The organism is Algoriphagus sp. 4150, assembly GCF_031457395.1.
GTDB lineage: Bacteria > Bacteroidota > Bacteroidia > Cytophagales > Cyclobacteriaceae > Algoriphagus.
Window position 1 is genome coordinate 12471 of sequence record NZ_JAVDWS010000031.1, and the last position, 24732, is coordinate 37202.

Consider the following 24732-nt stretch of genomic DNA (forward strand, 5'->3'; position numbering starts at 1 on the left):
TAACCAATTAACCCTTAAACTCTTAATCTTTAATCCTTTAACCCCTAACCATCATCTCCTGCCCAACGACTATAGCCGTGCCGCATTATGGCGGATGAATCAACAATCTTTTTTACTCTTATTTGGATTAAATTTAAATAGTGGATATTTTCGCGGGATAATTGTACTAAATCTAAATAAGAATAGTTGATGGGTAAATTTACAAATACAAGGATCATTGCTTTTGTTTGCTTTTTAGGGCTTTTTTTTAGCCAATCCATACGATCGGAAGCGAAAAATGAAAATGATGAGAAATCATTGGTGATTGCCGGAATAATAAAAACCGCCAGTGGAGAGGTTGTACCTTTTGCTAACATTGCAGTTTTGGGAACGGTAAAGGGCACTTACACAAATTTGGATGGATCATTTCAGATTTTTGATTTGGAGGATGGGGACTATACCATTAAAGTTTCGGCTGTTGGTTATAAAGCTTTCCTCAGAGATATCACGGTCAAAGGTGGTCAGATAAGTCGATTGGAATTGGTTTTCACGGAATCTGATGCCCAAATGCCTCAAATTACTGTGATTGGGGCTAAAGACAGAGTTTTCAGTAAAGTGCCGGGTTCTGTTACCTACATTGATCAAAGAGAATTGAGCACTATTTCTCCAATCAGTGGAAACGAAGTTTTGAGAAGGTCTCCCGGAGTCCATGTAGTGGATGAAGAAGGGGTAGGTATGCGGGTAAATATCGGGATCAGGGGATTGGATCCGGATAGAAGTAGATCAGTGCTTATACTGGAAGACGGTGTACCGGTAGCACTTTCACCTTACGGAGAGCCGGAAATGTACTATACTCCGGCAATAGACAGAATGGCCGGTGTGGAGATATTGAAAGGTTCAGGACAGATTCTTTATGGCCCCCAGACCATTGGTGGTGTTGTGAATTATATTTCGCCAAATCCTCCCCAAGAGCAAGAAGGCTCTATTAGAATCCAAGGAGGACAGGGTGGCTATTTTTCAGGTTTGGTGAATTATGGAAATACCTTCGGGAATACCGGAATGCAGGTGAATTTATTGAAGAAAAGAGCTGATAAAGTAGGATCTACAAGCTTCGATATCACGGATTTCAACACAAAATTCTTATTCAAGATCAATGAAAAATCCGAGTTGGGATTGAAATTGGGGATATATAACGAAGTTTCGAATTCTACCTATATTGGCTTGAATCAAGTGATGTATGATCAGGGAGGGCAGGATTTTGTCAGAATGGCTCCGGATGATCAGCTTGATGTATCGAGATATTCTATCAGCTTTAGCCATAAGTACCGATTCAACGAGAATGTGAGATTGAATACCATTGCTTATGCCTACACTACTACCAGAAACTGGAATAGACAGGATTTTACCATCAATGATACCAATACGCCTCCGGCTAATTGGACAGGGGTAGTTTGGGGAGATACAAATATCCCCGGTGGAGCGATCTTTATGAGAAATTCCACAGGAAATAGAGATAGGCAGTTTGCTGTCGGAGGTATTGAGCCAAGATTGGAAGTAGATCACAGACTTTTTAATTTGAAGAATGAACTGACGGTAGGCACAAGATTACTGTGGGAGCAAGCCAATGAACAGAGAATCAACGGAACACAAGCAGGCGTAAAAAGCGGTAACCTTGTTGAGGATGAAGTGAGAACCGGAAATGCTTTTGCAGCTTATGTCCAAAATAAATTTGCGCTGTCTGAGAAGGTTGATTTGAATGTGGGTGTGCGGTATGAAAACTTCGATTACGAAAGAGACATCAGAAGAAGAAGCTTTGCTGGCATAGGTGTTAGAGATACAGTCTTGATTGCAGGAAATGTGATCCATGAAATTATTCCGGGAATGGGTTTCAATTACAGACCAACCGGAAAAGTAAACTTGTTTGGCGGTGTACATAAAGGTTATGCTCCTCCAAGAACAAAAGATGCGATCACGGAACTTGGTGATGTGCTGGATTTGGATGCGGAAGAAAGTTGGAATTATGAACTTGGTTTTAGATCAGAATTGTCAAATTGGTTATTCATGGAAATGACCGGGTTCTATATGGATTTCAGTAATCAGATCATTCCGGTTTCGGAATCTGCCGGTGGACAAGGGTTCGGAGTAATAAATGCAGGAGCCACAAGACACAGAGGTGTTGAGTCTGCGTTGGTTTTTGATTTGAGCAATTTATTCGGTTTCTCCAAGACAAAGTTGACGTACGATGTCAATGCTACCTATGCTATGTCAACCTATGCAGCAGATAGATTTATCAGTGAGGTAAATGTCAATGGGAACAGAACGCCTTATGCACCCAACTGGTTTGTTAACTCAGCATTGACTTTTGAGACGAATTCCGGAATTGGTGCTAGGATATCTTTGAATTACGTAGGGGAGCAATTTACAGATGAATTAAACAGTAAATTACCTTCATTAGACGGGAGGAACGGTAAGATAGATGCCTACACTGTAGTCGATGCGATGGTTAGTTACGATGTGAAGAAATGGAGCTCAAGGTTCAATGTGAGCATAAAAAACCTGACTGACGCGCGATACATTGCCAACAGAAGACCTCAGGGAATCAGAGCTGGAATACCGAGATTTATCACTGCCGGTTACGAATTTAAATTCTAAGCAGACAAGTTTTTTCAGACGCTAGCACCTAGTGCTGGGTTGAGCCGTTCCGAGAAATTGGAACGGCTCTTTTTTTTGATTTGCCCGTGAGCGGTCAAAATTGTTCGATGAATTTATGGGAATTCGTGTTTATTATGCCTAAGCAGCAGAATTTGAGAGGTTGCATATGGCATGAAAGTGGTCAATAACCAGCACTGGATAGTAGAAACAGGAGTCGTAAGTAAATATTACAACTCCTAATCTTACAGTGTTTCAATCTGCCACAAAGGATAAGTCTTCCCAATTTCCCAATCCTCATACAATGCTTAAAAACTACCTGAAAATCGCCTTTAGAAATCTTAGGAAAAATACCCTTTTCTCCTTTCTGAATATTGCCGGACTGTCCATAGGGATGGCTGTTTGTATTCTGATTATGCTATTTGTGAATTATGAGCGGGATTTTGACAGCATTCATACCAAGAATATCTACCGTCTGGATGAGGTGCAGAAGTGGGAAGGAATGGTGGCTCCCCAAAAAGTTGCCTTATCCATGTATCCTATGGGATCGACTCTACTGGAAGAATTTCCTGAAATCACAAATTTCACCAGAGTAAGACCGGGAGGAGAGCTCAGGTTTACTTATCAGGGTTCAGAAGCCATGCTTTCAGATACCTTCTGGGCAGATTCCTCCTTTTTTCAGCTTTTTGATTTTAAATTATTAGAAGGAAATCCAAGTCCCGCGTTGAGGGAGCCTTATAGTATTGTTCTGACACAGAAAGGTGCAGAGAAAATTTTTGGTGAAGAATCTCCCATAGGAAAAGTTCTCACACTTGCCGAACAAGATACCGTCTCTTACACCGTCACGGCGGTATTGGCAAACATTCCGGAAAATTCCCACCTGAAATTTGAAGGACTTACTTCATTCAGTAGCTACGTAGGTCCACAGGCAATGATGAACTGGGGAAATAATTGGCTGACTACTTATCTGGAATTGGGGGAAGGAGCGGATATTGACGCAATGGAATCAAAATTCCCGGCTTTTCTTTCTTCTCATATGGGAGAGGAAAGAGCCAAGGGCTACGAGCTATTCCTTCAGCCTTTAAGCGAGGTACATGCCGGTTCTACGGACATCACCCATGATTATATCAATTATCAAAAGTTTGATGGAGCTTATACCCGGATATTTTTCTACATCGCGCTGATCGTTCTTTTTATAGCAGGGATCAATTTTGTGAATTTATCTTCTGCCAAATCAGTCAGCCGAGCTATGGAGATCGGCGTGAGGAAAGCTTCGGGTGCTTCCAAGTCCCAATTGTACTTACAGTTTATCGGTGAATCCATTGTCATAAGTCTGATGGCGATGGTGCTGGCAGTGGTATTCGTCTATTTGGCATTACCATTTTTAAATCAATTTAGTCAACGGAAACTCGAATTTCCATTGTTTAATGATCCACTTTTCTTTGGAGGAATCCTGCTTGGTGCTGTTTTGGTAGGGATCCTTTCCGGTTTGTATCCTGCTATTTACCTTTCCGGCTTTAAGCCCGTGAAAGTATTGAAAGGCTCCCCCGAGACGGGAAAAAGAAAGGCTGATTTTAGAAATGTATTGGTGGTAGTACAGTTTAGCTGTGCTATTTTTCTGATTATTTCAACCCTGTTTGCTTCACGTCAAGTAAGATTTATGCAGGAAAAAGACCTGGGATTTAGGCATGAGCAAATTATTACCATCCCCTTTGGTGGACGTTATACCGATCGTTATGAGACATTGAAACAGGCATTGCTAGGAAGTTCACAGGTGGAGGAAGTAACCGCATCAGGGCAGCGATTGGGAAACAACCTTCATCAGACAGGGATTACCTTTCATGGGGTAGGGCCAGCCGTAAATCTGGCTACCTCCCAAGTGGTGGTGGATCCTGACTTTTTAAATGTGTATGAGATAGAATTGATAGCAGGAAGGAATTTCAATGACAGCGAAGCGGATAACGGAAACACTTATTTGATCAATGAATCCCTGGCGAATGAGCTGATTCTAAAGGATGGCGAAGGCAAGGACATAGAATCATTGATAGGTTCCCGGTTTGGATTTAACGGTATGGATTCGGCAGGAAGAATAGTGGGAGTTGTCAGGGATTTCAATTTTAATTCCCTGCATCATAAAATAGAAACACTGACAATTTTTAATCAGCGCAATTGGGGGTTTGAAGAATTGTCTGTAAAAATAAGCGGTGAGAATGTTCCTGAAGCACTCGCCCAAATTGAATCCATCTGGAATTCCCGGATACCTGAGCGGGAATTTGAATACCGGTTTCTGGATGATCACTTCGCAGAATTGTATAGAGCCGACCGCACGGTAAATAGTATTGTAGGCATGCTGACGGGTCTTTCTATTTTGATATCCTGTCTTGGGTTATTTGGGTTGGTGTCTTTCACTTTGGAGCAGCGGGTGAAAGAAATCGGCATACGCAAAGTGTTGGGCGCTTCTGTGGCTACAGTTGTGACCATACTTTCCAAGGATTTTATCAAACTGGTTCTGATCGCTATCGTAATTGCCGTGCCCGTTTCCTGGTATGTGGTGGATAGGTGGATTGAGGATTTCGCTTACCGTATTGCTATTGAATGGTGGGTTTTTGCAGTATCGGGATTGGTTGCTATTCTGATTGCCTTGGCGACGGTAAGTTCGCAGGCGTTCAAAGCCGCACTGATGAATCCTGTGGACAGTTTGAAGAGCGAGTAATTAGTAATCAGTGGTCAGTTTGCAGTGATCAGGTTTAAGTGAGGCGTCATTTCGAACGACGAAGGAGTGTGGCAATCTGTTTATTGAAGTAGCAAGTATCAAGTACAAAGTATCTAGACATTAGTAGCAAGAAACGAGAGTCAAGAGCAGAGATCAGTTCGGAGCGTCATTTCGAACGACGAAGGAGTGAAGCAATCTCTTTTATTAGTGTTCAGTTAAGGTCAACAGTCTGGAAATATTGAATATCGAATGATGAAAGCCGAATAATGAAGATTATACAACCAGTTGATCTTTAGTGTTTTAAGCCTTAATCTTTAATTCTTTAACTTCTTAACCTTTAATCGTCCGTTTGGCAGTATCAAGACATTAGTAGCAAGAAGCAAGAGTCTGGAACATAGAGTCAAGATCTAAATAGAGAATGCTGAATGATGAATGCCGAACCCGCCTCCCGGAGGGCAGGTAATGAAGATTATACAACCAATTAATCTTTAACCATCGTCTGAAAGTATCAAGATTCTAGAATTTAGAGTCAAGAAGAGACAAAGAGTTTCTAAACTATCTGATAAAGACAATAGAATAAATCCGTCGGCATTGCGAATAATCATACTAGTTGTGGGAGTGATCAGTAGATGGTTCGGGGTTGTGCTACGGCTTCTGAGGGGTTGGTGCTTGGACATGAGATCACAGGTCTGATCATAGACTGGCAAAGATAGGATTCATTAAAGAAGAGGCTGTCTTATAACTCATAATTGTCACACCTGACTGCCGTCAGGCAGGTTGAGCGCCCGCCTCCCGGAGGGCAGGAAGTCGAAATGTGCTTAGTTTGGGTATAAAAGGCTTCGACTTCCCGCCAAGGCGAGGCAAGCTGCTACCAATGACGGAATTCAAAAAAGCGTGCAAATGTTGTGTCAGTCCGAGCACCCGGAAGACGGGAGTCTGAAGGAACGAGGACCCTTCGTACTTCCCGACTCTCGTCGGTCAGGTGCTCGGACTGACACAACTTTATTTCTACATCACTTTCCGTCATTATTCATTTGTAAATCTTAAATTTTTCTTACTCAGCCTGACAAGAAAACCTACTTATGAGACAGTCTCTGTACCTTTTATTAATATCAGGTAGAAGTGTGGGCTGTAAAAAGCTACTGGCTTTTATTCCAATAGATCTTAAGGTTGCCCGTGGATCTTCCGGATGCTATAAGGTCCGGCTTCCCATCACCGTCTAAATCTGCTACTTGGAGATCTTCACATGCCATTCCGTTTTTATCAATCCATACCTCATCAAAGTCTGAAAAGGATTCATTCTTTGGATAAAATAATTTAATCCCAAAATCACCTTCCTCATTTGCGTTTCTCCAACCCACTGCAATCTGCGGAATCCCGGATGCGGTGAAATCATCGATAGCCAAAGCATGCCCTTCCTTTAACTCCGCGTTTAATACATATCGACGGATATTTCCTGTATTTTCGGATAAGTTGATTCCCTCGTAAGCAACTACGCTATTTCCGTGCATAGGCTCTACTGTAGTCAGGATTTTCTTGCCCGAAAAGTCTCCCATTCTTAGCTCTCCGATTCCTGGATTTCCGGGGATTTCCAAGACTTTATTTTGCCAATTTCCTGCCTGATAGTTTAAACGCTTCACGCCTTCTTTACCTCCTATGAGAATGGATTCTCCTTTTTCATCTTTTACTATTTCCAGATTATGGGTCATATGCATACTGTCATCAATCACCTCATAGTTCCATTTCTCTAGAGGATCAGCCGGGTACTCATAGGCGATTACCTTCACACCGACTCCTTCGCCGTTTTGATTACCTCTTCCATGGAGAGGCAGTACGATCAGATGGACTGCGTCACCGGATTTGATCCATTGCATTCTATGGGTGGTGGGTTCATGATGTAGGGGAATAGCTGTCCATTGCTCTGTAGGATCCTCCGGTCTGTCTAAAAAAAAGACTGCTCCCGATTTTTCCGGATCAGTTGTTTCCCCTGGATTCCACTGGGCACCTATCGCTACTTCTACTTTTCCGTCTCCATTTACATCCCTTGCCGCAATGCACACATTGTCTGACTCAGTAAGGTTCTCTACCATGACAAATTTCTTCCAATCTCCATTCCTGTACCAAACAATTTCATTTTTGTCAGCAAGCAGTATGTCGGGCTTGCCATCACCATCCACATCACCTATAGCTAGGCCGTAACCAATAGAGACATTATTATCAATTTCCTGTGCAACAAATGTGGGATTAGGGGCAAACTGGAACGCTAGGGTTGTCAATAGGAGTGGGATGGAGATCATCTTATCGTGTTTGGGTTCAGGTAAATATAAGATTTTTAAAAATGACATGCCGGCGAGGAGTTGAGGAGATTTGTCCTTAGAGTAGCAAGGAGCAAGAATCCAACATTAGGAGTGAACAGCTAAAATCAATTTCAGATGAAGGCTGGCAAAGTCACTTCGTATCCCGTAAATTGGATTCTGTAAGCTTGGTAATCCTATGCCCAATTTGTTGAAATCTTCTTACTATTTTCCTCTACAGGTCACTATTGATGATAGGGAACCGACTGCTTTGGAACAAGAGTTTCGAAAATTGGGCAATATGATCATTCATCGGCAGCGGCTGGCAATAGGAGATTATCTTTTTGACGGGGATTTTTTGGTAGAGAGGAAGACTATCCCTGATTTTTGCCTTTCCATCAAGGATGGAAGATTGTTCAGACAGGCGGGAAAGCTGGTCAATTGCCGAACCCCTGCCTGTCTTATTTTAGAGGGGAAAAACAGGGATTTCAAGCATACGGACTTTTCCCCTCAGGCTCTTCAGGGAATCCTGCTCTCCTTGTCACTGGCATTCAGACTTCCGGTATTACGGACTAAAAATATCAAGGAAACGGTACAGGTCATGCTTCAGAGCTTCAAACAACTCACTGGGGATAGACTGGAAGAACAGCGGTTTTATCCCAGACCTACCTCTTCAAGAGTGAAAAGCGATCCCCTGTTAGCACAAAAAATCCATGTTTTGGAAGGATTCCCGGGGATTGGTGTAGATAAGGCAGAAAGGCTGCTGATGAAATTTGGAAATCTTCGTGGGGTGTTTACCGCCGGTGAGGAAGAACTACTGAATGTGCAGGGGATAGGAACAAAGACCGTAAATAGTCTGATCGAGGTTTTGAAGAAATGAATGGTAGGATGAGGTGGCTTTGCCAAACAAAGTAATGAGTCCTACTGATTAGACTCGTAGAAAAATCCGATTTTCATGGATTGCCATTTTTAGTGCTAAGATGTACTTGGATATACTTAAAACTGCATGTCAGTTCAGTTCCTATATAAAATCGTAATTTATTCTATATAAATAGATCTGTTATTTTTGTAATAGGAATTCTATACAACCGATGAAGCGTGCCTTTAACTGTTGATGGGGATAAGTATGCCAAGTACTTTGTCTGTATATTTGGAATTCTTTATAGCACCTTATTTAACCAAGATTACGAGCTCATATGACCTTACTGAATTATTTGGATCAAATTGTAAGACTTTCTAAGGAAACAAGACAAGAGATACTTAATAAGGTGTGCGTAGAGAAGAAACCCAAGGGAAATATTCTGCATCAAGCAGGAAATACCGCCCGCTTGATTTATTTTATAGAGAAGGGAATGGCTAGGGTGTTTTACTACAATCAGCGCGGCAAGGAGATTACTTATAGCTTTTACACTGAGGGAGATATGCTGACAGTTCCCGAAAGTTTTTTCGAAGGAACTCCATCAAATTATTCTATAGAGCTTTTGGAGGATTGTGTTTTGTATAGCTTGAGCAGAGAGGGGTTGGACGATATGCTTGCGGGATTTCCTGAAATGGAGAAAGTAAAAAGCCATTTTCTATTACATTTTTTATTGAAGTCAAGTTACAGGATTGTGGCCTTGCAGTTTCAAAACGCCCAAGAAAGGTATGATACATTGCATGAAAGACAGCCTGCTATTATTTTGAGAGCTCCCTTGGGCCATATAGCTTCCTATTTGGGAATTACTCAAGAGACTTTAAGTAGGATTCGTTCCAAGAAACAATAGTTTTTTAAGTTTTGCCTTTTTGATGTAAATCAAAAGAATCCACAGGTCGCCAATCTAATTTTGCATCGTTGAATAAGCATTATATAAGAAGTTTTGTGGAAGGGATTCCCATTGTTAACGGGGGCTAGAGGTTATCAAATAGGGGCATTTGCTGCATAGTAGGTTTGGTCAGTGCGAATGGTTTCCATGAAGAGAAGTAATGTGTCTCTTTGTCACCTTCTCTTTTGAATACTTCTGATGCGGAGTCAGGATTGTAGTGTCATTCAGTATTTTCCGAATAATAGAAATAAAATGACTATGGATAATTTTAGAATAATATCAAAAAGCCTATTGTTGCTGATTGCATTGACGTGTACACAGTTTGCCTATGGGCAGGAGCGATGGACTTTTGAGGAGTTGGCAGGGCTGGCAGAACAGCGAAGTCATCAAAAATCGCAGATGGATTCCCAATTAGAGCTGGTGCAAATCGAGAAGCAGATGTTGAAATCGACCTACCTCCCCAAGTTGGAACTGGCAGGAGGATATGCTGCATTTCGCTCTGACATGGAGCTACAGACTAGGAGTTTGCTAACTCCCCATTTGGGTTCAGTTTTGCCCGCCCTAGAGCAGCTTCCCATACCGATATCTCCCGATATCATCCCCGAAACAAGTAAATTTTCAATGGGTAATAACTACTGGGGAGCTAATATTTCAGCCAATATGGTTTTGTTTTCGGGCCTGAAAGTTCCCAGATATATGAAGGCATTGGAGCAAAAGAAATCAGTCGTCAATGCCCAAAAAGAAATGCATTCTACGGAGCTTCTATTGGAGTTTGCATCTTATTATGACCGCGCACTGCTGATCAGGCAGTCAGAAGAGGTGTTGGTCAATGCCGCTGAAAGATTGGATAGACAGAAGCTGACTGCAGAAAGTGCATTTGGGAACGGGCTCATTCCAAGACATGAACTCGAGAAGATCACCTTGGCTATGCTTAAGCTGGAAGCAAAGCAGGAAGAACTTGCCAACAGCAAATCCATTTTGGAGCGGAAGCTATCACAATTGACAGGGGTGAAGGATCTCCGTTTGGATCAGTTGGAGATCAATTCGGCCGAGAGGAAAGTCCAATTGGACGGTGGGTTTGAAGACAGGGCCGAGCTGAAAGCTCTTAATTCGGCATACGAAGCAGAGCAGTGGAAATACAAGGCAATAAAATCAAACCATATTCCCAAAGTGGCAGCATTCTCCGGATTTCGCTACGATCAGATAGGAAATGTCACAATCTATCCTTCAGCATATGTGGGGGTAGGTCTCAAATGGGAGATTTTTGATGGGCTTCATACAAATCATGCCATCAAAAAAGCCAAAGTTGAGCAAAGAATGCTATCCGAAAGGATTGCGGAGACGGAAGAGTTACTGGCATTGGCGGAGGAAAAATCCATACAGGATTACCGACAGTCCGAGGTACAGCTCAAGCTCTCCCGGAAAGCCACGGAAATAGCAGACAAACAGCTTGAAATTGCCAAAAAAGAATTTTCTCTGGGGTTGATCAAACTATCGGAATTACTCACAGCCGAGAGCGACTACCAAGAAGCCATGTTGGAATGGACACAGGCACTTTATAACCAACGTCAGGCTGCCTTGAAAGTGCTGGAAGGAAAAGGAAGACTTAGCATGGACCAACTGGCAATACAGTAAGGAGCAATATGCACATTGGTCACATGGAGCTATCCATTCAATTAAGAAAGATCTAAAAAAAATATTATGCAAAGCATCTATCAAAAATCAGGTATTTACCTCTTGTTACTGGGGTTTACCGCATGCATGTCTCCCAAAGAAGAGATCTTGGAGGGAAGAGTCAAAAGAGAGACCGTAACCGTAGTCACCAAATATCCCGGACGGGTGGATAGGGTGTATGTCCATGAAGGGCAGGAAGTCGGAGCGGGAGATACCTTGGCTGTTTTAGACTTTCCTGAAGTCAAGGCAAAGCTGTCACAGGCTGAAGGCGCACTGACCTCAGCAGAGGCTCAGTACAGGATGGCGATAAATGGGGCTACCCATGAGCAGCTCAGGCAAGCTGTTGCCAACGTGGAAGGCTATGAGGAGCAGTATTTGTTTGCGGAAAAAGCCTACAGACGGATGGAGGCAATGTACAGTGATTCGTTGATTTCGAGTCAGCAATTCGATGAGGTGAACGCCAAATATAAAGGAGCCAAAGCCCAGCATGATGCTGCACAGGCCAAGTTGGAAGAGGTAAAAAAAGGAGTGAGAAACGAACAGGTTCAGATGGCATTGGGGCAATACGAACGGGCCAAAGGAGCTAAGGAAGAGGCCAATGTGGCTTGGGCAGAAAGGTACGTCACCGCACCAAAGGCATTTAGAGTCGAGACTATCTCGGTAAGCGAAGGGGAACTGGCAATGGCAGGTTACCCAATCTTTACAGGGTTTGACCATGAAAAGGTGTACCTCAGACTGACTATCCCCGAAACCAAGGTAGGAGATTTTCCTATAGGAAAGGAGCTGAAGGCAAAAGCAACGGCAGTAGGGCAGGAAGTGTCTGTACGGGTAGTGTCAATCAAGCAACTGACAAGATATGCTGATAAAACCACTAATTATCCCGGTTGGGACCATGACCAAAGTCAGTATGAACTGAAGCTGGAACCTCAGGAAAAACTTGATCCAAACAAATGGCTTTCCGGCAGCCGTGTGCTTATAAACGAGGTTGAAAATGCGAAATAGATTTTTGGGTTTACTGAAAAGAGAGCTGGGCTTACTGAGAAGCAACTCAGTGATCCTCGCCATATTCTTTGGGGCACCTCTTGCATATGGCTTGCTGTTTGGGCTTGTATACCAAAAAGCCAAGCCTGAAAACTTGCCAATATGGGTGGTGGATGAAGATAACAGTGTTTTGTCTGATAAGATTATCGAAGCTCTGGATGATCAGGAAAACCTAAGGGTGTCCAAAGTGCTTCCCCAGGGAGTGAATAGTAGAAGCGCTTTCTCGGAAGGTAATATTCATGCCTTGGTATGGATACCGGAAGGTTTTGAGAAGGGGATATACAGACAGTCTGCACCGGAACTGGTGGTAGAGGTCAGTACTGCCAATATCCTTACCGCCAACTATGCCTCTAGGGGCATTCAAGTGGTGTTGGGCACACTCAGTGCGGGGATTGAGATCCAGTCCTTGCTCAAGAAAGGCATGCCCGCAGAGATGGCAATGGTTCAATATGAGCCATTCAAAGTAAATTATGAGAGGAAATTCAATCCATCCGCAAACTACCTTAGCTTTCTTTGGCCTGGAATGTTGGCAACGATCCTGCAGCAGGTGTTTTTACTGGCTATGGCCTTGAGCTTTGCCAGAGAGACTGAAGAAGGGACTTTGGGGGGCTTTGTGTCTGAATCAGGAGGTATATTCAATGCTATCGGGATCAAGTCAGTGTTTTTTTGGATACTGGGTGGGCTTGTTTTGGCAATGATGGCTGGTATGTATGCATACTTCCAGGTTGCTATAGAGGGAAGTTGGATTCAGTTGATGTCACTTATTGCGGTATTCATTGTCGCAGTGACATTTATGGGGATTTTTGTAAGTATTTTGATTCCAAGCCAGTTGAAAGCTACTGAGATTCTGATGGTGATAGCAACTCCAAGTTTTGTTCTGAGTGGGTTTACCTGGCCCTTAAGCGAGATGCCCCAATGGATACAAAGTGTCGCGGCATGTATTCCCCTGACTCATTTTCTGGAAGGTTATAGAAGTGTTGCGGTATATGGAGCAGGAGGGGACGTGCTCTGGCCATCAATAGGAGGATTGCTGACAATAGCGTCTGTGTTTTTACTATTGAGTATTCTGGGGCTTAGATGGAGGATTTCCCAAAAAAACTAAAAATCCTTTTGGGAGAATGTATCATCGGATTGACAAAAATGAGCCAAGAGTCTAGAACCAAGAGTCTAGTGAAATCGGGTAACCCTTCGAGGGTTGACATTGAAGAAACATGTCTGTTTTGGGTATATCAGTCTTCTTGTATCAAACCCTCGAAGGTTTTTTGGAGTGGAAGCGACTTTCCTGAAAAAGCGGAGCAGTTTACTCGAAATACTCCTACAGCATTAACTGGAAATTAGCTCTGTGATCTAACTCCCGGTGAGTTGCTTGGCTTTTTTATCAGAGACATTGTCTCTCCATTCAATTTGTATAGTCCCATTGTAATAATTGATAGTGAGTCTATTCACATCCCCTTTCCATATAAAAGTTTCGTTGGAAAAAGTCTCTACCGGAGGACCAAATTTTTTGGTAAAATATGTAATGAAGTCTTTGACTCCGCTTTCCATATTGGGAATATCGCGCTTGTTATAAGTCCACCTGCATTTGTATAAGCTACCGGAAAGATAGGTTAATCTCAAGTCATGTGCTTCTTTCCCGTTGACAATCCTTAAGGGAAAGCCTTGGTAGATTCCCTCCTGGATTCCTACGTCTAGATTCCGTTTTACACTTGCCGCTAGCCATGGATTGTTTTGATAGATTGATTCTTGGCCTGTGATTAATTGAAGTTCACTTTGCAGGCTTTCCAGCGTAGAAGCTAATTCAAGTCCGTTGATGCTTTTTACATCATCTATTTTTTCTTGAGCCAAGGGCCGTGGGCTGGTGAGTACTAAAAAACAGAAAATTAGAATTTTAGAAAGTTGCATTTGTAAAGAAATGTAGGTTTTTACTAATCAGGAATTCAATCGTTTAATACGGAGACTGGATTCGCTCTTGTACTATATCTGAAAAATAGAACGAAATCCATGTCAGGCGCAAGTAAAGTGATAAAAAGATATGACTATTCGGAATGATGCCAGAAGCTATATTCTCCTTGCTTTACCGGACTGAAGACAGGAGGCCGAAGCAGCCTCAATGCTAGTGTTTTCCGAATCCTATAATGCATTTACTGCATTGCTGACAGAAAAGCGGATGTACATAAAATGAAAATATGATATCCTCAATGATGCCAGTCAACTCAGCTTTTTATAACACCTATTTAGTGGACACACTATTGACTTTGCCCACTGGCGGACAAAATTGTTCGGTGGATTGCTTCAATGTCCTGATTTTATGACAAAATAGGCCGATTTGAGGGGTTGCGAATGGCATGGAAGTAGAAGAGCTTGCAGTAGCAAAGAGTCAAGAATCTAGAATCAAAATAACAATCGTACAACCCTCTGACTTCCTGCCTACCGGACAAGCAGGCGCTCCGGGTGACACATTAGAACCACAATATATGTATCAATAATTACACACTTAAACACACAAACCCATGAGTCATATCGCCATTCCTATCCCGAACCTTCCCGGAAAACAAAACATTGATATCCAGGTGATCATCAACAATGAGGTAAAGTCGCTACATTATAAAGTAGAGCTATTCTACTGGGATGATTGCCAGAATCCCACGGCTCATCGGGCGGATTGCATCTCCGAAATGCTGACCAAGCATGACCCAAGCTGGACAGTGTACTACATCGGAGCTCCGACGGATAAATTTGTTCCCATCACATTTGTAGATAGAGAGAGCAAAAAGTGGATGCAGGTGAGATGATTTGGGGCTTGAGAAATTAATTGGAGCTATTTAGTGAGAACCAAGAACCAAAAATTAAGTGCCAAGTAGCTAGTATCAAGTAGTTAGAGCCAAGAAGCATGAATCAGGAGCAAAGAATCAAGAGTCTAGAATTTGGTGACAAGGCATGCGGAACTCCCCCTTGGATTGATGGCTTGGTTTGGGAAAATAAATTCGGGTAAAGGGGGCAAGGGGGATTTATAGGAATTAACTGGTAGCAAGAAACAAGATGCATGAGTTAAGAAGCAAGCTACAAAGCTTTTGGAGTGCAATAACGGCAACTTGATAGCACCGAAGTGGATAATAAAACTGTCTACAGCGGGTGGAATAATGAATGCTGAATGCTGAATATCGAAATGCCAAATTAGAATTTTGTAACTATAAAAATCATGTGGCAAAACAACGTCAAAATATCCTTTAGAAACCTCAAAAAGCACAAGTCACTTACTGTCATTAACGTACTTGGAATGGCGGTTGGTCTGGCAGCATGCTTGCTGATTGGGCTGTTTATTTTTGACGAGCTGTCGTACGATCAGCATGTCAAAGATGGAGAACGGATCTATCGTGTGGCTCTGGAAACCGCAGATTCTAAATGGGCCGGGAGCCCGGGTCCGCTGGCGGAAGGTTTGAGAAGTGACTTTGCTGAAGTCGAAAACTCTACCCGAATCATGAAGTTTCCCGAACTTGACCAAATGCTCTTGAAAAGTGAAAGCAACGGTGAGGTAACACAGTTTTATGAATCAAAAGGTTATTATGTAGATTCTACTTTCTTTCAGGTTTTTGAATATGAATTTCTAACGGGGCTGCCTTCCAATGCCCTGAAAGCTCCCAATTCTGTGATTCTTTCTGCTTCGCTTGCCAGAAAATTCTTCGGTGAAGCTGATCCCATGAACCAGCCCCTTACCATTGGCTTGCCTTTCGGAGACTTTGATTATACCATCACCGGCGTATTTGAGGATACCGGAGTAAAGTCCCATGTGGATGCGAATTTTTTCCTGTCTATGGAAAATAATGACATAGGCAATGCAGTGAAAGGAATGACTAACTGGGCTACTAACAATATCTTTTATACCTATGTAAAGCTTCTTCCAAACACTGATACCGGGGCGTTTGAGGAAAAACTGATTCCGTTTTTTGACCGACATGGCGCAGAGGATTTGAAAGCCATGGGAAGCTTTAGCAAAAGCTTGTTTTTGCAGCCTTTGACAGCTATTTACCTTAGTTCTAGCATAGATTACGAATTGGGAGTCACGGGCAATATGACGACGCTCTATGTTTTTGGATCGGTGGCCGGATTTATTCTTCTGATCGCCTGCATCAATTTTATGAATTTGGCGACCGCACGATCCGAAAAGCGCTCTAAGGAAGTAGGAATAAGGAAACTATTGGGAGCGAAGAAGAATGAGTTGATAAGACAGTTTTTGGGTGAATCCTTGATCATTTCCGTGCTGGGGCTGATAATGGCTTTTCTACTTGCTTCACTTTTAATGCCTTACTTCAACCAATTGACCGGTAAGGATTTGGAGTTGTACCAACGGGCTTTTCCTCTACTGGCGATTTTTATCCTAGCTATTGCGGCGGGTTTGCTAGCAGGAATCTATCCGGCATTTTTTCTGTCAGCCTTCACGCCAAGCACTGTACTGAAAGGGAGATTTAAAGGCAGATTGTCGGGTTTTTCACTCCGCCAAGTCTTGGTGGTTTTTCAGTTTGCTATTTCAGCATGTCTGATCTTGATGGTTTTTGTGATCAAGAACCAACTGGACTTTGTCCAAAATCAGGATTTGGGATTCAAAAAAGACCAACAATTGATTCTTCCACTCAAAAGTGAAGATGCTGTATTCAAATATGATGTGCTGAAAACCAGTATGATGCAGAATCCAAATGTGAAATCTGTGACGCTAGCCTCAACTTATCCGGGAATAGAAAGCATAGAGGATATGATGTACTATGCAGATGGCAAAACCGTGGAGGATGTAGTGAACATAACCAATGCATATGTCGGTGATGATTTCGTAGAGACACTTGGATTTCAGCTGCTGGAAGGAAGGACATTTACTGAGGAGTACACTTCGGAATATCCCATGATGATTTTGAACGAATCGGCTATTAAATCCTTGGGTTATGAAGTTGCCGAAGCTGTGGGAAGAAAGATTCACTTCGAATGGAGAGGGGAGTTGAATACATTGGAGATTGTAGGAGTGGTGAAGGATTTTAATTACCAAAGCCTTCATACGAAGATTAATCCGTACGCTTTTATAAAGCAGAATCGTGGTGGATATCTGATTGCTAATTTCGTAGGAAGCAGTACCAATGATGTTTTGGCTGCGGCAAAGTCTGGCTGGGATAAATTCAACATAGCAGATCCTTTTGTTTATTCATTTTTGGATCAGGACTTTCAGCGTAATTATGAGAAGGAAGAACGTGTAGCGAATATCATTATAGGATTTGCCCTTCTGGCTATCTTTATTGCATGTCTGGGTTTGTATGGACTGACAGCCTTCATGACAGAGCAGCGAACTAAGGAAATTGGTATTCGCAAGACAATGGGAGCCACTGATTGGAGCATTGTCGCTTTGCTTTCGAAGGATTTTGGCAAGACTGTACTACTGGCTATCCTGATCTCTGTTCCAATAAGCCTATACTTGTCAAACGCTTGGCTGGAGAATTTTGCCTTTAAGATCGAGCTGCAATGGTGGTATTTTGCAGTCACCGGCTTAGTAGCGTTGATGATAGCGATGATCACTGTGAGTTTCCAGTCGGTTCGGACAGCACTGATGAATCCCGTGGAAAGCTTGAAAAGCGAGTGAGAGAATGAAAGTAGCTAGTATCAAGTATTGAGTATCAAGAGGAAATAGCCTAAAATCAAGAAACAAGATCCATGAGTTAAGAACCAAGCTACACAGCTTTTCAGGTTTGCAATAAAGACAACTTGATGGTACCGAAGTGGATAACCACATTGTCCATAGCAGATGGGATAATGAATGTCGAATGCTGAATGTCGAATAGCGAAGTTAAGGATCTAGAACCAAGATCCTAGAATCTAGAACCAAGAGTCTAGTAACGAGATCTGCGGAACTCCCCCTTGGATTGATGGCTTGGTTTGGGAAAATAAATTCAGGTAAAGGGGGCAAGAGCCTGTCCCGATGACTGTCGTGGAGGGATTTATAGAAAGTGACTCGTAGGTAGTATTAAGTATCAAGTAGCTAGAACCTAGAGCCAAGAGTCTAGTGAAATCGAGTAATCCTTCGAGGGTTGACATTGAAGAAACATGTCTGTTTTGGGTATATCTGTCTTCTTGTATCAAACCCTCGAAGTTTTTTTGGAGGAGTAGAAGCGATTTTCCTGAACAACTTGTTAACAGTCCAACGGATAACAAAATTGTCTACAGCAGGTGGAATAATGAATATCGAATGCTGAATGCTGAATAGCGAAGGCTGAAGTCTAGAACCAAGAGCCTAGAATCTAATAACACTTATTTATCAGCCTGCTTGGCATAGCCAAATACCTTTTGGAGCAAAGGGGAAGATCGGGAAGAGATGTCTTCACGGATTTTCAATTCCTCTTTGGCTATTTCTACAAATAGGCCGTCAATTGCCTTTCTGGTCACATAGGCTGTAAGATCTGTATCTACTTTTTTCACTAAAGGGACCTTGTTGTATCGGTTCATCACATCCTCCCAATACTTGGTAGCATCGGTTTTCTTTAGGCTACTGTCTATTATAGGTGAGAATTTCTCCGTAAGCACAGGGGATGTAGTGGTATTGAAATAGCTGGTAGCAGCATTGTCTTCTCCCAAAAGAATGTTTTTCACATCAGCTATGCTCATTTGCTTGATTGCGTCCGTAAAGATAGGCTTGGCTTCCATAGCCGCGTCTTCTGCAGCACGGTTGAGACCGGTGATCGCCTGATCTACCATACTGCCCAAGCCCATCGAGCGTAGGGTTTTTTCTACGTTTTTAGCTTCTTCGGGAAAAAGGATTTTGACATCAAGATTTCCTAAATACCCGTCCTTGGAACCCAAACGTTCTGCACTGATTCCTGTGGCTTTTTCCAGTGCTTCTTTTAGACCGGAGCTGATTTCATCATTGCTGGGAAGTTTGATTGTCTGGCCAAAGCAAGCAGTAACGGTGGTGAAAGAAGACAAAGAGATTAAGAAGAAGATAAAATAGGAGGTAATAGGGAATTTATAAATCATGGGATAGTGTTTAAGTGAATAGTATGGTGGGGTTCTCGCAGATAGACGCAGAAAAGCTCGCAGATGTTCGCGGATTTAGATTATTGAGAGTTTCCGTAGACCTTCCTTTGCTTGCAAGTGTATAATAAGAATTCCCGAAGATTCCCACAGAAAAGTCCAAAGATTTCCGCTGACCTAAATGGACTACATCTCTCATATGGTCTTCCTTTAGAAGGTCTAGTTCAAAATAGTTCTGCAAGATTATGGATTTTTTTTAAAGAGCTTTGTAGTAAGTTTTACAATAACCCATCAATTACTTCAGGGAAGTGCTTGTGCTCTAAGGCATGCACTTTTTCGGCTATAGAATCAGGTGTATCGGCGTCGGTGATAGGGGTGGAAGCCTGAAAAACAATTCTTCCCTCGTCGTAATTTTCATTGACCAGATGGATAGTGATGCCGGTCTTGGTATCGCCGGCTGCTTTTACGGCTTCGTGTACAAAACTCCCGTACATGCCTTTTCCTCCATAGTTAGGCAAAAGAGCCGGGTGTATGTTCACCATTTTATCCGGAAAAGCTCTGGTCAGATCAACCGGGATTTTCAGTAGAAAACCGGCCAGAATCACCCAATCAATATTTTCAGATTGGAGTTTCTCAAGTAAAATCCCGGCATCCATCTCCTTGCGGGAGAAAGTAAATGTGGGAACGCCGAATTTCTTTGCCCGCTCCAGCACAAAAGCTTCCGGCTTGTTGGAGGCAACCAGCACAATTTCTGCTTTTTCAGAATTCTGGAAATGAGCCATGATTTTTTCGGCATTGCTACCGCTTCCGGAGGCTAGTATTGCGAGGCGTTTCAACGGGTTGTGGGATTTTGATGGAATACGAAATTAAGGCAAATCTCCCTTAGACGGATAATTTTTGAGGGTTTTTATAATCAAATTTCAATACAGAAAACCGAATAGCCATAATGGGATTTTTTTACCAAAACCTATCTCCAGTTCATCCAGTGCCAAAAAACTATCCTCAACTCCTTTGATTTGTTCCCCGTCTTTTGATTTTCCGCCAATTTCTACTGTCCAAGTCTGATCAATTAGAAAGTCTCCTTTTGTGCTTAATTCAAGCTTATGACCGGAATTTGATAATTGATTGGCAAAAAACGTTTCTCTAATTGTTCCGGAATTAGGTTGCGATTGCAGAGCAAAAGCAAAATTTGTGTTTTCGAAATAAATTTTATCAGGCTTTTGCAAATAGTTGATTCCCCGATTTTGTTTGTTAATCATCCGAATGAGCTTAGCGTCTTGCAAATGAGCTAGAAATGAATAGACGGTCGTTCTGCCTAAACCTAACTTTTCTGCAATTTTTGAAATATTTGGTTCGAAAGGCACTGAAACCGAGATTACACCGAGTAGTTTTTTGATTTTGGCAATATTGGATGGGGAATATTCTTTGGCGAAAGCTAGATCGCTTTCAAGTACGGTGTTGATGATTTGGAAAACCCTGCTGCTGACACTTTCAGGAGTAACTTGATTTACTATTGGGAAATATCCATAGTTGAGATAGTTCTTGAAATTTGGAAGAGCATGGAATTTAGGAAGTAAGGTGGACGTTATTTCCAGATGGTTTGTGATCAATTCCTCCAATGAAAAACTCGGTAATTCTAACGCTTGGGTTAATCTCAGATACTCTCTAAAAGAAAGCCCCTCTAGGTTTTGGGTGATTAATCTTCTACTCAAATCTGATTCCCCTCTATACAAATCCAAAGCTGAAGAACTGGTAAAAATTACTTGTAGATTTGGAAACCCATCGTAGATAAGCTTAAGTTCTCTGGACCAGTTTTTATACTTATGTACTTCGTCAATTAATAGAAGCTGGCCTGAAGCTGAATAAAACTGTGAAGCTAACTCAAAGAGAGAGTTTTGATAAAAATAGGGATGATCCGCCGTTACATACAGTTTTTGGTTAGGATTGAGCGGGGAAGAAATTAAATATTGAAGCAGTAATGTTGTTTTCCCAACACCTCGAATTCCTTTTATTCCAAGTAGTTTCTCATCTCTTTTTATTTCAGAAAATAGATACCTCTTCCAATCTAAGGAGATTTGAGTAATGAGATTTTGTTGGAATATATAAAGCTCTTCCATGACATTGTCTTGAGTTCAAGACAAATATACCTCAAAATTGTCTTTAACTCAAGACAAATGTTTGTCAAAAGTGTCTTAAATTCAAGACAATGTTATAGCTAAATGTCAAACTCTTCGGCCTTGCTACCAATGACGGAATTTTAATCTAGTGCGCTGATGTCGTGTCAGTCCGAGCGAAGTCGAGGATCTTTTGGCTTCGCACAGGGTTACCCAATTTTGTTCCTAAATACCTTAGGGTCACCATTCTTTTGTGAATTCTAAATTTTTCATAGTCAGGTGGATAAACTGAAAACTGACCACTAATCTCTCACTTGTCCATTTCCTCTCACGATCCACTTATAGCTGCAAAGTTCTTTCAAAGCCATTGGGCCACGGGCGTGTAGTTTTTGGGTGCTGATGCCGATTTCGGCTCCCAGTCCGAACTGGGCTCCGTCGGTAAATGCCGTGGAGGCATTTGCATACACAGCAGCAGCATCCACTTCAAGAAGAAACCGGGCTATCACTTCCTGATTTTCTGCCACAATAGCTTCAGAATGCTTGGAAGAATATGCTGCGATATGATCCAGCGCTTCATCGAGATTTGCTACGGTCTTGATGGCTAATTTCAGTCCCAGAAACTCAGTTCCAAAATGGGATTCTTCAGCCGGTGAAATCAGTTCATTGCTGTCCAAAGCCGCAAAGGCCTTTTCGTCAGCAAAAATCTGAACCTTGCTTTCCAGCATAAGTTGGATAATATCATTCAAGGCCGGCAGGTGAACTTCGTGAATGACTAAGCAATCCAAGGAATTACAGACGCTTGGTCTGCGGGTTTTGGAATTGAAGGCAATCTCCGTTGCTTTATCGAGATCAGCCGATTCATCCACATAGGTATGGACTATTCCGGCTCCGGTTTCGATGACCGGCACTTTTGCATTTTCCCTTACGAAATTGATCAGTCCCTGTGAACCCCGTGGTATAATTACATCCACAAAACCCACCGCTTCCAGAAGTGCTTTGGTAGCAGCCCGGTCTGCGGGTAAAAGCTGGAATGCGTCAGTCGGCAGCTCATTAACAGCCAATACCTGATGGATCAAACTCATGATGGCCCGATTGGAATAATCTGCATTTGATCCACCTTTCAGCACCAAGCCATTTCCAGATTTAAGAGCCAGTGTAAACACATCAAATGTGACATTTGGCCTAGCTTCGTAAATGATTCCTATCACTCCGAGAGGAACTGTTGTTTTCTCCAGAGAAAGACCGTTTTCCAAGGTTTTGCTCTCCAAAACATGATGCAATGGACTTGGGAGTGCGCTTACTTGAATGATTTCACCGGCAATACTCTGGATTCGCTCTTCAGTAAGCAACAACCTGTCGTACATAGGATCATTCTTATCCATGCGATCCAGATCTTTTTGGTTTTCTTCGAGTAGAAAGTCGGTGTTTTCTACTGCTGAAATGGCCAGGTTATGTAGTACCTGGTTGACTTTCTCATTGCTGAGACCTGTCAATTTTCTTGCTCCTTTTTTTACTCCTTCAAATATATGTTGGTACTCAGTCATGATCGAAAATATAGAGGTAATCGTAATGGATTAATGCTTTTTGGTTCTTTTGGCCAACTCTTTCGCCGGCTATTTTGGAGGAATACTCTGCACGGCCAAGCCCGATTTTATGCCCGGACTCATCACGAATAAGCAAGATGTCTCCTTTGGAAAACTCACCTTCCAGCTTAATAATTCCAATCGGCAATAAACTCCGGATTACTTCGGCAGTAAGGGAGGTTTTTGCACCTTCATTGATCGTAACTTCTCCTACGTAATAATGTTCGCCATGAGCCAGCCATTTCTTCGCACCGTGCTTGGCTTTCTGTGGCTCAAACCAGGTGCAGCGCAAGGTTTTGTCTGCAAATTCACCCAGAACATTGTCCCGTTTACCGTTGGCAATGATTACTTGAATGCCAAGATCGGCCGATTTCTTGGCCATAGCGTATTTGGTAAGCATGCCTCCGCGACCGAAAGATGATTTGGAAGCCGAGATGTAGTTGGACACCTCGGGCATGCTGGAAGCTACTTTTTCTATAAGTTCGGAAGTGGACTCGGAAGGATTTCCCGTGAAAATCCCGTCCACATTTGTCAGCAATACCATCGTATCTGCATTGATCATAGCAGCTGTGAGACTTGCCAGTTCATCGTTGTCAGTGAACATCAGCTCGGTGATGGTTACGGTGTCATTTTCATTGATAATGGGCAAAATACCCTGTGAAAGCAATGCCTGTACACAGTTTTTCATGTTCAGGTAATGCTTTCTGTCACGAAAATCCTCTTTTGTGACCAAGATCTGCGCAACCGGTTGATCATGCTTTTCGAAGAAGTTTTGGTATTGATTGATCAGTCGGATTTGGCCGGTGGAAGCCCATATTTGTTTTTTGAATACGGGGTTGAGTTTCTCGGGAAGCGGAATGGCTTGCCTGCCGAAAGCCACTGCTCCGGAGCTTACCAGCACGATTTTCTTTCCCCGGGAAGTCAAATCCTGAATTTGAGCCACGAGTTTTTGCATGCGTTCCAGATCAGGAAGTCCGTTTTCCTGAGTCAGCACATTCGACCCGATTTTGATTACAAGTAATTTGCTGTCTAGCATTTTTGAAAAATTTGCCTGAAAATAGGGAAGATTTGGGACTTATAACCTTGGATTTAAGATTTACAGATCCGTTCCGTGGATTTATCAGGAACATGAGTGCTTTATCTTTTATGATTTCAGTTCATAAGCTCTCTTGAGTTATTACTTTTTGTATATCCGATTTTCGGCCAGTAAGAAGAGACTAAAGCATTATAGGATTTGGTTAACACTAGCATTGAGCCCACTTCGGCCAGCCCGCTGTGACGGGGCATCGGTCTTCTAGCCAGTAAAACAAGGGAAATATGGCTACTGGAACCATTTAGGATAATCATATTTATTACTTAATGTTTAGCCATGTTCATCCCCTTTGTAAATCCACATTGGTTCCGTGTCTCCTGCTTTTGTGAAACCTGCCTTTTGATAGAAATCGATCGCTTTTCCGTCTGCTGTTAACATTTGCATATGGAAATGTCCATACTTTTCCTGCATTTTATCCATAATCATCTTTCCAATTCCTTTTCCCTGAAAATCCGGGTGAACTAGTAAATGAGGATAGTAAACGACCAAAAAACCGTCAGAAATAGCATTGCCAATTCCAACAAGTCTATCCTTGTCCCACGCTGAGAATAGTGAATGGGAATTCATAAGTCCGTTATAAAGCTCACTTGGCTTGTCTGCAGAGCTCCATTCGTTGGCACGATATAATTCCAAAATGGCTTCAATCTTTATAGTTCTTCTATCTGATAAGGTTATTTCCATATTAAGAATGAATTTTATGATTATCCGCTACTTTGCCAGTAGGGTTGAATTCCCGCAATTATCAGTCGGTCAAAGAGTCTTTCCCCAAAATATCTACGGTTGAGCTT

General features: G+C 42.4%; 18 protein-coding genes. 9 read left to right on the forward strand and 9 right to left on the reverse strand.

What is annotated here, in order from left to right; genetic code table 11:
* Positions 1-44 precede the first annotated feature (44 nt).
* Positions 45-356 (reverse strand): hypothetical protein, encoded by a 312-nt coding sequence (locus J2X69_RS23110; protein WP_310108716.1) that lies wholly within the window; start codon positions 354-356, stop codon positions 45-47.
* A 7-nt stretch (positions 357-363) separates the two neighbouring features.
* Here J2X69_RS23110 and J2X69_RS23115 point away from each other — a divergent pair, with 7 nt between their 5' ends.
* The gene (locus J2X69_RS23115; RefSeq protein ID WP_310108719.1) at positions 364-2631 is read left to right on the forward strand and encodes a TonB-dependent receptor domain-containing protein; all 2268 of its coding nucleotides are present in this window, start codon (positions 364-366) and stop codon (positions 2629-2631) included.
* A 301-nt stretch (positions 2632-2932) separates the two neighbouring features.
* The gene (locus J2X69_RS23120; protein ID WP_310108722.1) at positions 2933-5341 is read left to right on the forward strand and encodes an ABC transporter permease; all 2409 of its coding nucleotides are present in this window, start codon (positions 2933-2935) and stop codon (positions 5339-5341) included.
* 1139 nt (positions 5342-6480) lie between these two features.
* Here J2X69_RS23120 and J2X69_RS23125 read toward each other — a convergent pair.
* On the reverse strand, positions 6481-7686 hold the full coding sequence (locus tag J2X69_RS23125) for a VCBS repeat-containing protein (RefSeq protein WP_310108723.1): 1206 nt from the start codon (positions 7684-7686) through the stop codon (positions 6481-6483).
* A gap of 148 nt (positions 7687-7834) precedes the next feature.
* Between J2X69_RS23125 and J2X69_RS23130 the strand changes: the two genes are divergently transcribed.
* From J2X69_RS23130 to J2X69_RS23150, 5 genes are all read left to right on the forward strand, one after another.
* The gene (locus tag J2X69_RS23130; protein WP_310108724.1) at positions 7835-8515 is read left to right on the forward strand and encodes an ERCC4 domain-containing protein; all 681 of its coding nucleotides are present in this window, start codon (positions 7835-7837) and stop codon (positions 8513-8515) included.
* Between the two features lie 316 nt (positions 8516-8831).
* The gene (locus tag J2X69_RS23135) at positions 8832-9398 is read left to right on the forward strand and encodes a Crp/Fnr family transcriptional regulator (RefSeq protein WP_310108725.1); all 567 of its coding nucleotides are present in this window, start codon (positions 8832-8834) and stop codon (positions 9396-9398) included.
* Positions 9399-9695: 297 nt separating this feature from the next.
* Complete coding sequence (locus tag J2X69_RS23140) at positions 9696-11072, forward strand: TolC family protein (protein WP_310108728.1); 1377 nt, start codon at positions 9696-9698, stop codon at positions 11070-11072.
* A 66-nt stretch (positions 11073-11138) separates the two neighbouring features.
* A complete protein-coding gene (locus tag J2X69_RS23145; RefSeq protein ID WP_310108729.1) occupies positions 11139-12113 on the forward strand; it encodes a biotin/lipoyl-binding protein in 975 nt (324 codons plus the stop codon).
* A complete protein-coding gene (locus J2X69_RS23150) occupies positions 12103-13254 on the forward strand; it encodes an ABC transporter permease (protein WP_310108731.1) in 1152 nt (383 codons plus the stop codon). The genes J2X69_RS23145 and J2X69_RS23150 overlap by 11 nt, the downstream gene beginning before the upstream one ends.
* 245 nt (positions 13255-13499) lie before the next feature.
* Here the strand turns inward: J2X69_RS23150 and J2X69_RS23155 are convergent, their stop codons facing one another.
* The gene (locus J2X69_RS23155) at positions 13500-13997 is read right to left on the reverse strand and encodes a hypothetical protein (protein ID WP_310108734.1); all 498 of its coding nucleotides are present in this window, start codon (positions 13995-13997) and stop codon (positions 13500-13502) included.
* Positions 13998-14662: 665 nt separating this feature from the next.
* On the opposite strand from J2X69_RS23155, the gene J2X69_RS23160 reads away from it, so the two are divergent.
* Positions 14663-14944: a hypothetical protein gene (locus J2X69_RS23160; protein ID WP_310108736.1), complete on the forward strand. Its 282-nt coding sequence runs from the start codon at positions 14663-14665 to the stop codon at positions 14942-14944.
* 407 nt (positions 14945-15351) lie between these two features.
* Positions 15352-17769, forward strand: coding sequence for an ABC transporter permease (locus J2X69_RS23165; protein ID WP_310108738.1), 2418 nt, complete (start codon positions 15352-15354; stop codon positions 17767-17769).
* Positions 17770-18434: 665 nt separating this feature from the next.
* Here the strand turns inward: J2X69_RS23165 and J2X69_RS23170 are convergent.
* The 6 genes from J2X69_RS23170 to J2X69_RS23195 form a co-directional block, all read right to left on the reverse strand.
* Complete coding sequence (locus J2X69_RS23170) at positions 18435-19157, reverse strand: DUF4197 domain-containing protein (RefSeq protein WP_310108741.1); 723 nt, start codon at positions 19155-19157, stop codon at positions 18435-18437.
* Positions 19158-19432: 275 nt separating this feature from the next.
* On the reverse strand, positions 19433-19990 hold the full coding sequence (gene purN / locus J2X69_RS23175; RefSeq protein WP_310108742.1) for a phosphoribosylglycinamide formyltransferase: 558 nt from the start codon (positions 19988-19990) through the stop codon (positions 19433-19435).
* Between the two features lie 84 nt (positions 19991-20074).
* The gene (locus J2X69_RS23180; protein ID WP_310108744.1) at positions 20075-21271 is read right to left on the reverse strand and encodes an AAA family ATPase; all 1197 of its coding nucleotides are present in this window, start codon (positions 21269-21271) and stop codon (positions 20075-20077) included.
* 299 nt (positions 21272-21570) lie between these two features.
* Positions 21571-22812 (reverse strand): glutamate-5-semialdehyde dehydrogenase, encoded by a 1242-nt coding sequence (locus tag J2X69_RS23185; RefSeq protein ID WP_310108746.1) that lies wholly within the window; start codon positions 22810-22812, stop codon positions 21571-21573.
* Positions 22805-23887, reverse strand: coding sequence for a glutamate 5-kinase (gene proB / locus J2X69_RS23190; RefSeq protein WP_310108749.1), 1083 nt, complete (start codon positions 23885-23887; stop codon positions 22805-22807). Before proB ends, J2X69_RS23185 begins: the two co-directional genes overlap by 8 nt.
* Positions 23888-24214: 327 nt before the next feature.
* Positions 24215-24625 (reverse strand): GNAT family N-acetyltransferase, encoded by a 411-nt coding sequence (locus J2X69_RS23195; protein WP_310108751.1) that lies wholly within the window; start codon positions 24623-24625, stop codon positions 24215-24217.
* Positions 24626-24732: the final 107 nt, after the last annotated feature.

What these genes read in the sequence shown, in the direction of transcription:
- J2X69_RS23110 (WP_310108716.1), bottom strand. Translation starts at nt 356, where the DNA reads ATGTTAGCAAAAGGTACAACCTCTCCACTGGCGGTTTTTATTATTCCG.
- J2X69_RS23120 (WP_310108722.1), top strand. Translation starts at nt 2,933, where the DNA reads ATGCTTAAAAACTACCTGAAAATCGCCTTTAGAAATCTTAGGAAAAAT.
- J2X69_RS23125 (WP_310108723.1), bottom strand. Translation starts at nt 7,686, where the DNA reads ATGTCATTTTTAAAAATCTTATATTTACCTGAACCCAAACACGATAAG.
- J2X69_RS23130 (WP_310108724.1), top strand. Translation starts at nt 7,835, where the DNA reads ATGCCCAATTTGTTGAAATCTTCTTACTATTTTCCTCTACAGGTCACT.
- J2X69_RS23135 (WP_310108725.1), top strand. Translation starts at nt 8,832, where the DNA reads ATGACCTTACTGAATTATTTGGATCAAATTGTAAGACTTTCTAAGGAA.
- J2X69_RS23140 (WP_310108728.1), top strand. Translation starts at nt 9,696, where the DNA reads ATGGATAATTTTAGAATAATATCAAAAAGCCTATTGTTGCTGATTGCA.
- J2X69_RS23145 (WP_310108729.1), top strand. Translation starts at nt 11,139, where the DNA reads ATGCAAAGCATCTATCAAAAATCAGGTATTTACCTCTTGTTACTGGGG.
- J2X69_RS23150 (WP_310108731.1), top strand. Translation starts at nt 12,103, where the DNA reads ATGCGAAATAGATTTTTGGGTTTACTGAAAAGAGAGCTGGGCTTACTG.
- J2X69_RS23160 (WP_310108736.1), top strand. Translation starts at nt 14,663, where the DNA reads ATGAGTCATATCGCCATTCCTATCCCGAACCTTCCCGGAAAACAAAAC.
- J2X69_RS23165 (WP_310108738.1), top strand. Translation starts at nt 15,352, where the DNA reads ATGTGGCAAAACAACGTCAAAATATCCTTTAGAAACCTCAAAAAGCAC.
- J2X69_RS23170 (WP_310108741.1), bottom strand. Translation starts at nt 19,157, where the DNA reads ATGATTTATAAATTCCCTATTACCTCCTATTTTATCTTCTTCTTAATC.
- J2X69_RS23180 (WP_310108744.1), bottom strand. Translation starts at nt 21,271, where the DNA reads ATGGAAGAGCTTTATATATTCCAACAAAATCTCATTACTCAAATCTCC.
- J2X69_RS23185 (WP_310108746.1), bottom strand. Translation starts at nt 22,812, where the DNA reads ATGACTGAGTACCAACATATATTTGAAGGAGTAAAAAAAGGAGCAAGA.
- proB (WP_310108749.1), bottom strand. Translation starts at nt 23,887, where the DNA reads ATGCTAGACAGCAAATTACTTGTAATCAAAATCGGGTCGAATGTGCTG.
- J2X69_RS23195 (WP_310108751.1), bottom strand. Translation starts at nt 24,625, where the DNA reads ATGGAAATAACCTTATCAGATAGAAGAACTATAAAGATTGAAGCCATT.